The sequence below is a fragment of the Cupriavidus sp. H39 genome, assembly GCF_050271075.1.
Lineage (GTDB): Bacteria > Pseudomonadota > Gammaproteobacteria > Burkholderiales > Burkholderiaceae > Cupriavidus > Cupriavidus necator_B.
Window position 1 is genome coordinate 3443943 of the sequence record NZ_CP189848.1, and the last position, 12863, is coordinate 3456805.

The following is a 12863-nucleotide window of genomic DNA, read 5'->3' on the forward strand; positions in this document are numbered from 1 at the left end:
CTATGCTGCAGGGAGCTTGCAAATTGAAAGCAGGCGGCACCCACAGGCGAAAGACCATGCCCCCTACCGATTTCACTGCGATGCCCTGCCCGGTGGCCCGCTCGATGGCCGTGCTGGGCGAGCGCTGGGCCATCCTCGTGCTGCGCGAGGCCTTCTACGGCAGCACGCGTTTCGACGAGTTCGAACGCAACCTGGGCATCGCCCCCAACATCCTGAGCGCGCGCCTGAAAACGCTGGTGGCGCACGGGCTGCTGGCGCGCGTGATGCCCGAGGGCGGGGCCCGCCACGTCTACCAGCTGACCGACAAGGGCCGCGACTTCTTTCCGGCCTATGTGGCGCTCAAGACGTGGGCCGACCGCTGGATGACCGATGACAAGGGACCGCTGACGCTGTTGCAGGACCGCCGCACCGGTACCGAGATCGCCGGTCCCGCGTTGACGCGCGCCGACGGCAGCGCGATCACGCTGGACGACGTGCGCGTATTGCCGGGCCCGGGTGCCGGGCGCTTCCTGCACCGGCGCTTCGGCGACGCCGGTGCCGCGGCGGCGGGGTCGGAGACCCGCCATGACTGACACGCGCGCATTGCCCGTGGGAACGCTGCCGGCCGACGCGGTGCCGGCCACCGAGATCGCCCGCCGCATCGGCAAGCTGGCCGGCCCCACCGCGCTGATTGCCGTGCTGCAGGCGGCCGCGCAGCTGATCGAAACCTGGCTGGCCGCGCGCCAGGGCACGGCGGCGCTGGCCGGCTGGGCCGTGGTGCTGCCGTTCGCGCTGCTGCTGCAGCAGATGTCGACCGGCGCCATGGGCGGCGGCGTGGTCGCGGCCATCGCGCGCGCGCTGGGCGCCAACAAGCGCGACGATGCCTCGGCGCTGGTGGCGCATGCGCTGTGGATCGCCGTGGTCGCCGGCCTGGCGTTTGCCGTGGTGCTGGCGGGCTTTCCGCGCGCGGTGCTGGGCGCGGTGGCCGGCGCCACCGCCGCCGAGGCCGCCGCCACCTATGCGATCTGGCTGTTCGGCGCGGGCGCCGTCCCGGCCTGGCTCGCCAACACGCTGGCGTCGGTGCTGCGCGGCGGCGGCCGCCATGCGCTGGCGGCGCGCGTGCTGGCGCTGATGTGGGTGGCGTTCCCGGTGCTGTCGTGGCTGCTGGCCGAGCCCGCCGGCATGGGCCTGGCCGGCATCGGCGCGGCGCTGGCGGCGGTCTCGTGGGCCGCGGCGCTGGCCATGGCGATGGTGGTGGCGCGCGGCGGCGCGGGCTTCGTGCCGGTGCTGCGGGTGCGGCTGTCCTGGCCGCTGTTCGCGCGCATCCTGTCGGTGGGCCTGGTGGCGTGCGCGCTGGCCTCGGTGGCCAACCTGACCACCATCCTGGTCACCGCGCAGCTGCGCCACCATGGCACCGCCGCGGTGGCCGCCTACGGCATCTCGGCGCGGCTGGAATTCCTGATGATCCCGCTGGCCTTCGGCGTGGGCTCGGCGCTGACGGCGCTGGTCGGCGGTGCCGTGGGCGCCGGCGACTGGCACACCGCGCGGCGCACGGCGTGGGTGGGGGCATTGCTGGCATTGGCCATCGCTGGCAGCGCGGGCGCGGCCGTCGGCCTGGCGCCGGTGCGCTTCGCCAGCCTGTTCACCCATGACCCCGAAGTGATCGCCATCGCCGCGCGCGCGCTGTCATGGGTGGGGCCGGCATTCGGCGGCTTCGGGCTGGGCATGGCGCTGTACTTCGCTTCGATGGGCGCGGGCCGCATGCGCTGGCCGGTGGCGGCCGGGCTGTGCCGGATCGCGCTGGCCGTCGGCGGCGGCTGGCTGCTGGCCAATGTGTTCGGCATGGGCCTGGACGGGCATTTCCTGGGCGTGGCGCTGGGGATCACGGCCTACGGCGTGGTCACGGCACTGGGGGTCAGGCAAGGGGAGTGGTCGGCACGGTAGGTGGACGCGGCCGCCCGGCTACCGTCTCAGGACCTTCGCATCTCCCTGCATGCCTGCCTCGCGTACATCCTGCGGCACCGACGGCCAGCCGCCGCCCAGCGACTTGTACAGCGCCGCGGTGCCGGTCAGCACATCCACCTGCCCCTGCACCGCCGCCAGCTGCGCGTTGAACAGCTTCTCCTGCGCCGTGGTGACCTCGAGGTAACTGGAATAGCCGCCCTCGTAGCGCGCGCTCGACTGGTCGGCATAGACCACCAGGCTCTTCTCCTGCTGGCGCAGGCTGACCAGGCGGTTGCGGGTCTCGAGGCCGTTGGACAGCGCGTTGTTGACGTCGGCCAGCGCCGCCAGCACGGTGCCCTGGTAGGCCAGCATGGCCTGCTCGCGCTGCGCCGAGGCGGTCTGCACCTGGCCGCGGATGGCGCCGCCCTGGAAGATCGGCTGGGTCAGGCCCGCGCCGAACCCCCACACCTGCGAGGCGCCGTGCCACAGCCCTGCCGGTGTGCTGGCGATGGCGCCGAACAGGCCGCTCAGGTTGACCGCCGGCAGGTACAGCGCCTGCGCCGCACCGAGCTGCGCATTGGCGGCAATGGCGACTTGCTCGGCCTGCAGCACATCGGGCCGGCGCGACAGCAGCGCCGCCGGCAGGTCGGCCCCCACGGGCGGTGGCTGCAGCTCGTTGACGGGCTTGCCGCGTTCGATCGGTCCGGGCACCCGGTCCAGCAGCACCGACAACGCGTTTTCAGTCTGCATGATGGCGGTGCGTATCGGCGGGATGGACGCTTCCGTGGCATAGAAGTCGTCTTCCGCCTGTGACAGCTCCACCTGCGAGATCACCCCGCCCTCATAGCGCTGCCGGAAGATGTCCAGCCCCTCCCCGCGCGCCTTCAGCGTCTGCTGCGCGATTTCCAGCTGCGCGTCCAGTCCGCGCAGCGTGGCATAGCCCTGCACCACCGACGCCGCCAGCGACAGCACTACGCCGCGGCGGGCGTATTCGGCATTCCACAGGCTGGCCTCGGCGGCCTCGGCCTGGCGGCGGATGCGGCCCCACAGGTCGATCTCCCAGCTGGCATTGGCAAGCAGCTGGTAAGAATTGCGCGGCCCGTCCAGCGACGCGAATGGCGTGCCGTTGAAGCTGCCCAGGCGCTGCCGCGCCGCTGACCCCGACAGGTTCACCTGCGGGAAGAAGCCCGCGCGCGCCACCATCAGCTGGCCGCGGAACTCGTCGATCCGGGCCGCGGCAATGCGCACGTCGTAGCTGTTGTGCAGCGCGGTCTCCACCAGCCCGTTCAGCACCGGGTCGCCAAAGCTGTCCCACCAGGCGCTGTCCGCGGCGATCGTCAGCACGCCGGTGTCGACGCGGTACTGCGCCGGGTCGGGCGTCTGCGGCCGCTGGTAGTCAGGGCCGATGGCGCAGCCGCCGAGCGCCCCCGCCAGGCAGGCCGCGGCCAGCTTGCGGCACGCGCTCATGATGGCTCTCCCGCTGTCGGCGTGGTGGGTGGCGCGGTCGGCGTGGCATCGGCCTTCGACTTGGGCTTGCGCTCGGCCATGACCTCCAGCCCCCAGAAGAACATCGGGATGAAGAACAGCGCGATCACTGTGGCCCCCAGCATGCCGCCGATCACGCCCGTGCCCAGCGATTGCCGGCTCGCCGCCGAGGCCCCGCTCGCGATGGCCAGCGGCACGCAGCCCAGGATGAATGCCAGCGAGGTCATGATGATCGGCCGCAGGCGCAGCTTGGCGGCGTGAATGGCCGCATCATAGGCGCTGAGCCCTTCCTTCTCCCGCATTTCCACCGCGAACTCGAAGATCAGGATGGCGTTCTTGGCCGCCAGCGCGATCAGCACGGTCAGGCCAATCTGAAAATAGACGTCGTTCAGCATGCCGCGCATCAGGATGGCCAGCAGTGCGCCAAACAGCGCGAACGGCACGGCCAGCAGCACCCCGAGCGGCAAGGACCATTTCTCGTACTGCGCCGCCAGGATCAGGAACACCATCAGCAAGGCAAAAGCGAAGACGTACACGGCCGTGGAGCCCGCGGTTTTCTCCTCGTAGGCCTGCCCGCTCCATGCGTAGGCATACCCGGGCCCGAGCTCCTGGGCGATTTCCTCCATCGCCGCGATCGCCTGCCCCGAGCTGTAGCCGGGTGCGGCGTCACCCATGATCTTGGCCGCAGGGAAGTTGTTGAAGCGCGTGACGATATCGGCCCCAGGGATGTATTTGGTGGTGGTCACCGCCTTGATCGGCACCATGTCACCCTTGCTGTTGCGCACGTAGACGTTGTCCAGGTCCTCGGGCCGCGAGCGGTACCTCGGCTCCGCCTGCAGGATCACCTGGAAGAGCCGGCTGTTCTTCGGGAACTGGCTCACGTACAGCGAACCGAACATGGTCTGCAGCGCGGAGTACACCGACTCCACCGGCACGCCCTGCGTTTCGGAGCGCTCGCGGTCGACCTCCACCAGGAACTGGCGCGAGCGCGAATTGATGGTGGAGTTCACGCCGGTCAGCTCCGGCCGCTGGTGCGCCTTGGCAATGAACTGGTGCACCTTCTCCTCGAGCTGCTGGTAGGTGCCATCGGCCGTGCTCTGCAGCCAGAACTCGAAGCCCCCGGTGGTACCCAGGCCCGGGATGGAAGGCGGATTGATGGGAATGGCCACGCCGTCCTGGTAGGTGGAGAACTCCTTCTTGGCCTTGAGGATCAGGTCCGCCGCGCTCTCGCCCGGGCCGCGCTCGCCAAAGCCCTTGAGCGTGATGAACAGCGTGCCCGCATTGGCCTTGTTCTGGGAATCGATCAGGCTGTAGCCATCCACCGTCGCCACCGAGGATACGCCGGGCTGCCTGGCCAGCCACGCTTCGGCCCGCGCTGACAGATTGCCGGTGCGGTCAAGACTGGCGGCATCCGGCATCACCACGGCACCGAACAGGTAGCCCTGGTCCTCCACCGGCAGGAACGAACCAGGAATGCGCATGAACATCAGCACACTGACCGCCACCATCGCGATGATGATGGCGATCGACATCACGGTGCGCTTGATGACAACCTGCAGCGACTTGTCATAGCCGCCCACCATCCGGTCGAACGAATTGTTGAACCAGGTGAAGAAGCGGTTCTTCTTGTGCTCGCCAGGCTTGAGCAGGATGGCCGCCATCGCGGGCGACAGCGTCAGCGCCACCACGCCCGACAGCACCACCGACACCGCGATCGTGACCGCAAACTGCTTATAGAGCTGCCCCGTAATACCCGACAGGAAGGCCACCGGGATGAACACGGCCAGCAACACCAGCACAATGGCGACCACGGGTCCGCTGACCTCGTCCATCGCCTTCTTGGCGGCCTCCTTGGGTGGCAGCTTGAACTCGACCATGTTGCGCTCGACGTTCTCTATCACCACGATGGCGTCGTCCACCACGATGCCGATCGCCAGCACCATGCCGAACAAGGTCAGCATGTTCACCGAGAAGCCGAACGCGCTCATGCCGACAAAGGCGCCGATGATCGACACCGGCACGGCAAGGATCGGCACCAGGGTGGCGCGAAAGCTTTGCAGGAACAGGTACACGACCAGGATCACCAGGATCACGGCATCGCGCAGCGTATGCACCACCTCGTTGATCGACTCCTGCACGAAGTTGGTCGTGTCCAGTGCGATTTCATACTCCAGCCCGGGCGGGAAGCTCTTCTTCAGTTCAGCCAGCGAGGCGCGCACCTGCTTCGACACGTCCAGTGCGTTAGCGCCTGGCTGCTGGTAGACCGCCATCAGCGTGGCGGTCTTGCCCTTGTAGCGGCTGCGCAGCGAATAATCCTTGGAGCCGAGCTCCGCGTGCCCGATATCCTTGAGACGCACCAGCGCCGCGTCGCCGGATTGCGCGCGCAAGATCATGTTGTCGAACTCGGCGGGCTCGGTCATGCGGCCCTTGGTCGCGATCGGGAAGGTCTGCTGGACCGGGCCGGCCGTGGGTGACTGTCCGATGCGTCCGGCCGAAAACTGCTGGTTCTGGTTGGCGACCGCGTTCTTCACGTCCTCGGTGGTGATGCCGAGCGACGCCATGCGGTCCGGCTTCAGCCAGACGCGCATGGCGTAGTCCGGGCTGCCGAAGATGGAAGACTGGTTGGCGCCGGGAATGCGCTTGAGTGCGTCCAGCACGTAGATGTTGGCGTAGTTGCCGACAAAGGTCTGGTCGTAGCTGTTGTCCGGCGAGAAGATGGCGATCACCATCATGAACGCCGACGAGCGCTTCTGCACCGACACGCCCTGCGCCGTCACCGCTTCGGGCAGCGTGGGCAGCGCCAGGTTGACGCGGTTCTGCACGTCCACCTGCGCCAGTTCCGGATCGGTGCCGATCTCGAAGTATGTGGTCAGCGTCAGGTCACCCGTCGAGGAACTCGTCGAGTTCATGTACATCATCCGGTCCGCGCCGTTGACCTGCTGCTCGATCGGCGCGGCCACGTTCTGTGCGACCACCTCCGCGCTGGCGCCCGGGTACTTCGTGGTGACGGTGATCGACGGTGGCGTGATGTCCGGGAACTGGGCGATCGGCAGCTTGGTCAGCGCCACCAGCCCGCCCACGGTGATGATGATGGAGACGACCGACGCGAAGATGGGCCGGTCAATGAAAAAATGGGCAAGCTTCATGGCTTGCCTCCCGCCGCTGCCGTTGCCCCCGACGCCGGCGCAGCAGGCGCGGCCAGCGCGCCGGGCGCAACTTCCGGCCCGGCCTGCATCGCCTTGACGGGCGCCCCGGGCGCCAGGCGCAGCGTGCCGCTGACGGCAACGCGCTCGCCGGGCTTCAGCCCGGATCGCACCACCCAGTTGTTGCCGGTCCACTCGCCCACGTCCACGACGCGCTGCTGCGCCTTGTTGTCGGACCCGACAATCCAGACCATCTGGCCGCGCTGGGTCTGGACAATCGCCTCCTGCGGCACCGCGATGGCCTTCGTGCGCATCGCGCCATGCACCTTCACCCGCACGAACTGGCCGGGCCGCAATGTGCCTTCCGGGTTGGCCACCTCGGCACGGACCAGGTAGGTGCCGGTTTCCGCATTGAACGACGCATCCGCGAAGGCGATCCGCCCGTGGTTCGGAAACTCCTTGCCGTCCGCCATGACCACCACGATATCGAATGCGTCCTGTACCGGGTACTTGATGGCGCCTGACTCGCGCTCGCCCTGCATCTTCAGGACTTCGTTCTCTGACAGGCTGAAGTTGACCCACATGGGATCCAGCTTGGCCACGTAGGTCAGCAGGCTGTTGCTGGGATCGATATATGAGCCTGCCTGCCGCTTGGCAAAGCTTGACAGCCCGGCCACGGGTGACTTGATTGTCGTATAGCCCAGGTTGAGTTTGGCAGTGATCACATTGGCGCGTGCCGCCTCCACGGCGGCGGCGGCGGCGTGGGCCTTGCCGGTGGCGTCATCCAGGTCGCGCTGGCTCAGGGCGTTGCGCTCGGCCAGCGGGCGCACGCGCTTGAGGTCGGCCTGGGCCGTGGTCAGGCGCGCCTGCTGCTGCGCCAGTTCCGCCTCGGCGGCCTGCAGGGTAGCCTGGAACGGCTTGGGATCCATCAGGAACAAGGTCTCTCCGGCCTTGACCAGGGCGCCTTCGGTGTAGACGCGCTTGTCCAGGAAGCCACTTACCCGGGCACGGATTTCCACCTGCTGCGAACTCTGCGTCTGGCCGACAAAGTCGTAGACGATGGGTACGTCGCGCAGCGCCACGGTGATCACGCCGACTTCCGCCGCAGGCGGCGCCTGCGCAACCGGTTTTTCCTTGCCGCACGCTGCCAGTGCCATCGCACAGGCCAGCCACAGCGCGCCGCGCCATTGGAAAGCAGTGTTCACGGTTCCCCCTCTCCCGCCATGGTTTTGCATGCACTGGCTGCGCGCGCACGCCGGCGTGGGCAACGTTCCGCCGCACCTGACCGCCGGCCGCGCTCGCGTCTTCTCCGGCAGGGTACGGCGCGGCCCGGCAGGCGCCAATTCAATTCTTTCGTCGACGTCTTTACTGCTTTCGCGCGCGCCCCCCAGGCAGCGCCAGGTCAGTGGCAGGTCAGCGCCGTGTGGCCGCGGTCCTAGCGGCGGAAGCCGCCGTGGAAGCCGCCCCCGCGCATGCCGCCGGCCCGGCCGCCGAAGCCGCGGCCCTGCCATGCGCCCGCCATGCCCTGCAGGCGCTGCTGGCCGACCTCGCGCGCCTGGCGCTGCTGTTCCAGCCTGGCGGTGGCGTCGTTGCCCGGCTGCACCGGCTCCCAGCCGCCGGGGGTGTGCTTCTGCCAGCCGTTGTCGGTGTGCTGGTAGACCGAGCCGTCGTGGCCGGCGTAGACGTTGCCGTTGTTCCATACCACCGCGTTGTCCTTGCCCGGGTTGGCGATAAAACCGCGGCTGCCGGCGCTGTGCTGGCCGGTCTGCGTATTGCCCGCAATGCCGGCCTCGGCCGCGCCGATGCGGCCGGTCTGGGCGTCGTACCCTGCCGCCTGGCGCCCCGCCGCATAGTTGCCGGTGTAGGTGTTGCCCGCCACGCCGCCGCGCGCCGCGCCTTCGCGCCCGGTCGACGGGTTGGCGAAGCTGCCCTGGCGGCCGGCCGCGTAGTCGCCGGAATAAGGATTGAACGCGGCGCCGCGGCTGCCCTGGTAGCGCGCGCCGGTGGCCGGGTTGTAGCCGGCGCCGGCGGTGCCGCGCCATTCGGTGCCGGTCCAGGCGTTCCAGCCCTGCGCGTGGGTGACCGTGCCCTGGCCCCAGCGGCCGTAGAAGTTGGCCTGGTTCACGTTGACGTAGTTCCAGTTGTAAGGGCCGCCCCACCAGTACGGGCCCCAGTACGGCGAAGCCGCGCCCCAGAATGCGCCGGCGGCGAAGCCGAAGGCAAAGCCTTCGGCCAGGCCGATGCCGAAGCCCGCGCCGTAGCCGTAGGTGGCCGGATAGCCGTAGTAGACCGCGCCCACGTAGGGCGGATAGACATAGCCGGTGCCGTAGACCACGGTGCCGTCGGCGCTCACCACCACCCCCATGTAGCCCGGGGTATAGCCCACCACCACGGTCTGCGGCGTGACGGCGTAGATGCGCACATAGGTGACGTAGTACACCGGCGAGGTCGGCGGGATGGTGTAGATCGCCGACGGCACCTCGGTGGCAACCCGCCAGGGGCCGGCCGGTGCCGGCGCGGTGAACCAGACGCCGTTGGCCACCGCGTAATAGTGGCTGTTGTCGACCTCGATCACCGGCGTGCCGGTGTTGACCGCGTAGCTGAGCGAGGTGCCGGTGATTGGCGTAAAGCGCGGCGCGCCGTCATACGCCACCGTCAGGCTGGCCTTGCTGCGCGACACCGTGGCCGTCTGCGGGATGGTGGCGGCGATCTCGGCCTCGCGCGCCTGCGGCGTGCCGGGCACCGAGACCAGCACATTGGCCTTGGGATCGGTCGGCGGGATGCGGGCGAAGTCCGCCGGCAGCTGGCTGCCTGGCACGTACTGCCAAGGCCCGGTCAGCATCGGCGCGCGGAACCAGCGTCCCGAGACCAGCACGTAATACTGGTTGGCGGCCGGATCGACAAAGACCGCGTGGTCGGCATTGGCCATGGTCAGCAGGCTGACCCCGCTGACCGGCGCCATCTGCGGCGCGCCGCTGGTCACCACCAGCTCGGTCGGCTGCGTCGCGAACAGGATCGCCGGGGCCCGGGGCGGCCGCTTGCCGTCGGCGGGCAGCATCGCATCGGGTTGCATCGCGGCCGCCGCCTTGCCGGCCGCGCTCTCCAGCGCCTGGGGCACCGTGGCCATCACCTCCCAGGCGCCGCCGGCGGATTCCGAGCGATACCAGTAGCCGGCCGCCTTCAGGAATAGCTCGCCGCCGGGCGCGCGCAGCAACAGCGCGCGGCTGTTCAGCGCGCGTTCGTAAGCGGTACCGGGCACGGCGCGCCAGGCGGGCTCGCCATCGGCCAGCACCAGCAGCGTCGGCGTGGTGGCAAAGAGGATCTGCGGCGCGTCATTGCGCACCGCGACGCGGCCGGCTTGCGCCAGTTGCTGCGACACGGCGTAGCTGGCCTGCAGCTGGTCCAGCGGCACCGTCAGCCCATTGGCCGGCAGGCGCGACACCAGCGCCTGGCGCACGCGATCGGCGGCGTCGGGCCGGGTCGGAACTTCGACGCTGTCGACCGTGATCCGCGTCAGTTGCACCAGCCCGGAAGGCTTGTCGATATCGCCGATGGCCGAGAAATGGACCACGCCGTAGGTCGGCGCGCCGCCCTTCTCGCCCACCGCCACCGCGGCGCGCCCAGACAGGCGGTTGCCCTCCCAGGTCTCGATCTGGGGCTGGTACAGCTCAACATGGTCGGTGGCCGCATCAAAGTTGCGCGGCCACGTCAGGGTGGCCGCGGTCGGCGTGGATGGCGTGGCGGCCCGCGGAGCGAGCGGCGCCAGGGCGAGCCAGGCCGCCGCGATCAGCGCACTGGTCTGCTTAATCCGAAACGACATGGGTTTCTCCGGGAGGGCGCCTCGCGGGCACGATGCTGCACAACAGGCGGCCCATTTCGCGAATCTAGATGAGCCCGCCAGTGGGAACAATCCGATTTGAAAACATTCAGGATCCGCCAGAAAACGGACAGATCAGCCGCCCGCCCCGACCAACGCACGGATCGTCTCTACAACACAGGCGTTGGGGCGCCGCGCGGCGGCGTCAAGCCGCAATGCGCCGTTGCGGCACGCGCCGGCGCGGCGGGTGTGCATCTTGCATGGCCCGGTGCCGCCGTCGCGGCCCTTGAACCGGCCGCCGCGGCCCTCATCTGTGAACACTCCATTCCGGCTCCCGCCCATGCCTCCACGCACCACCATCCTGACCGCGGCCCTCATCACGGCGCTGCTGCACGGCTATATCGGGCTGCGCCTGTTGCCGGCCATGCCGGTACCGGTGGCGCTCAAGGCATTGGCCGTGGCCTGGCTGGCCCTGTCGTGCGCCCTGCTGCCGGCCGGACTGCTGGCGCGGCGCGTCAGCCAGCCGTGGTCGGACAGGTTGTCGTGGATCGGCATGCTTGCCATGGGGTTCTTCTCATCGCTGCTGGTGCTGACGCTGGTCCGCGACGTGGCCCTGGCCGCCGCCTGGCTGGCGGGGCATCTGTTCGGCTGGCGCGCGCCCAGCCTCGCCGCCGGCAGCGCGGTGGCGGTGCCGCTGCTGGCGCTGCTGGTCACGCTGGCTGGCTATATCAATGCGCGCCGGCTGGCGCGCGTGGTGGAGGTCGAGGTGCCGGTGCGCGGCCTGCCCGATGCGCTGCACGGCTTCACCATCGCCCAGATCAGCGACATCCATGTCGGCCCCACCATCAAGCGGCCCTACCTCGAGCGCATCGTCGAGCGCGTCAACAGTCTGCAGGCCGATGCCGTCGCCATCACCGGCGACCTCGTCGACGGCACCGTGCCGGAACTGTCCGCCCACACCGCGCCGCTGGCCCGGCTGCAGGCGCGCCACGGCGCCTACTTCGTCACCGGCAACCACGAGTACTACGCCGGCGCGGAGCCGTGGATCAGGGAGCTGCGCCGCCTGGGCCTGCGCGTGCTGATGAACGAGCACGTGGTGCTGCAGCACGACGGCGACACCCTGGTGCTGGGCGGCGTGACCGATTACTCGGCCGGCCGCTTCCACGACAGCCACCGCAGCGACCCGCACCGCGCCATCGCCGGCGCGCCGGCCGATGCCAGCGTGCGCGTGCTGCTGGCGCACCAGCCCCGCACCGCGCCCGCGGCAGCGGAAGCCGGTTTCGACCTGCAGCTGTCGGGCCATACCCACGGCGGCCAGTTCTGGCCGTGGAACCTGTTCGTGCCGATGCAGCAGCCCTACACCGCCGGACTGGTGCGGCATGGTTCGCTGTGGGTCTATATCAGCCGTGGCACCGGCTATTGGGGGCCGCCGAAGCGGTTCGGGGCGCCGTCGGAGATTACGCGGGTGAGGTTGGTCAGGGGCTAGAGCATTGCTGCTTCGCGCAGCAAAAAACCCTGCTCACTTACGAGGACCGGTCTTGTGCTTAAGACGTGAAACCCATTTTCGGACCTTATGACGCGTTCGACTGCTGCTGCGACGTCGGTCTACTTGCTCTTGTGGCCCATCGAGGAAAATGCCTTTTGACCCAAGTCTGTGAGCCGTCTCTTCCCTTGCCTTAGCGAGGCGACCTCGGATTTCGTCAGTCGAACGGAAACCGATGAGGTACCGCGCTTCATCCGCGGTGAGGGCGTCGGTGGCAATGCCGAAGATCTTCCGGATTTCATTACCATACCTCCTTTCCAGTTCTAGAATCGTCTTGCTGGGCGCCACCAGTCTACCAGAGCGACTTGCGTTGACCAGCACGATTGCCCCGACCACCTCTGCGCGATGGGCCTGAATATAGTTGGCCAGTTCCGCCAGGGTTCCTCCCATTGTCGTGACATCGTCCACCAGCACATAGTGCCCGCCTGGTTCGACATATCCAGTGAATTCTGCTCGCGAGATCATTCTTTCCATCGGATCTGCACCGGTGTGAAACACCCTGGTGAGCTGCACGATAGACTTGTCGATCACCCCGCCGAAAGCACTATGGAGATACACCGCCAACATATGGGGAATGGCGTTGTCACCGGTTGCTTCACGGGCGTGCGGCGCTACGAAAATGCATGAACTTGGGAAACCTCTGATTTGCAGGTCGGAAACCAAAGACGGCGCAAGATCGGAAATCAGTTGAATCGCTGCCTTGCCGTCACCAGCCTTTGCAGCTTGGTAACTTGGATGACTTTTAATATCCCGATCGGAACGGTAAAGAAAATGCGCCGACTCGACGGAATTGGGAAAGGGATGTTCGCGAACGATCTGGGTCGACGCCGACCGGCGACGGTGCCAGGGTCTCCGACTAGTAAGAAGCGAATGCTTTGACTTTCGCATCCGCCAAACCTATCCGGCATCACACTAATGCCAAAGGCATGGCGACAGTTTTCAGAAGTTTCGA

The 12863-nt window shown here is 68.2% G+C and carries 8 protein-coding genes; 3 read left to right on the forward strand and 5 right to left on the reverse strand.

Features of this window, described 5'->3' with window-relative positions:
- Positions 1-56 precede the first annotated feature (56 nt).
- Together ACOCMH_RS31345 and ACOCMH_RS31350 are read left to right on the forward strand one after the other, a co-directional pair.
- Positions 57-572 (forward strand): winged helix-turn-helix transcriptional regulator, encoded by a 516-nt coding sequence (locus tag ACOCMH_RS31345; RefSeq protein WP_427311523.1) that lies wholly within the window; start codon positions 57-59, stop codon positions 570-572.
- The gene (locus ACOCMH_RS31350; protein WP_427311524.1) at positions 565-1923 is read left to right on the forward strand and encodes an MATE family efflux transporter; all 1359 of its coding nucleotides are present in this window, start codon (positions 565-567) and stop codon (positions 1921-1923) included. Before ACOCMH_RS31345 ends, ACOCMH_RS31350 begins: the two co-directional genes overlap by 8 nt.
- Before the next feature lie 18 nt (positions 1924-1941).
- Here the strand turns inward: ACOCMH_RS31350 and ACOCMH_RS31355 are convergent, their stop codons facing one another.
- From ACOCMH_RS31355 to ACOCMH_RS31370, 4 genes are all read right to left on the reverse strand, one after another.
- Positions 1942-3390 (reverse strand): efflux transporter outer membrane subunit, encoded by a 1449-nt coding sequence (locus tag ACOCMH_RS31355; protein ID WP_427311526.1) that lies wholly within the window; start codon positions 3388-3390, stop codon positions 1942-1944.
- Positions 3387-6554, reverse strand: coding sequence for an efflux RND transporter permease subunit (locus ACOCMH_RS31360; RefSeq protein ID WP_427311528.1), 3168 nt, complete (start codon positions 6552-6554; stop codon positions 3387-3389). The genes ACOCMH_RS31355 and ACOCMH_RS31360 overlap by 4 nt, the downstream gene beginning before the upstream one ends.
- Positions 6551-7756 (reverse strand): efflux RND transporter periplasmic adaptor subunit, encoded by a 1206-nt coding sequence (locus ACOCMH_RS31365; RefSeq protein WP_427311529.1) that lies wholly within the window; start codon positions 7754-7756, stop codon positions 6551-6553. Before ACOCMH_RS31365 ends, ACOCMH_RS31360 begins: the two co-directional genes overlap by 4 nt.
- Before the next feature lie 230 nt (positions 7757-7986).
- On the reverse strand, positions 7987-10371 hold the full coding sequence (locus tag ACOCMH_RS31370; RefSeq protein ID WP_427311531.1) for a carbohydrate-binding family V/XII: 2385 nt from the start codon (positions 10369-10371) through the stop codon (positions 7987-7989).
- Between the two features lie 337 nt (positions 10372-10708).
- Here ACOCMH_RS31370 and ACOCMH_RS31375 point away from each other — a divergent pair, with 337 nt between their 5' ends.
- Positions 10709-11854, forward strand: coding sequence for a metallophosphoesterase (locus ACOCMH_RS31375; RefSeq protein WP_427311533.1), 1146 nt, complete (start codon positions 10709-10711; stop codon positions 11852-11854).
- Between the two features lie 33 nt (positions 11855-11887).
- On the opposite strand, the gene ACOCMH_RS31380 is transcribed toward ACOCMH_RS31375, so the two are convergent.
- Positions 11888-12799 carry a phosphoribosyltransferase gene (locus ACOCMH_RS31380; protein ID WP_427311534.1) on the reverse strand — a complete coding sequence of 304 codons (912 nt, stop codon included), beginning with the start codon at positions 12797-12799 and terminating at the stop codon, positions 11888-11890.
- Positions 12800-12863 lie beyond the last annotated feature (64 nt).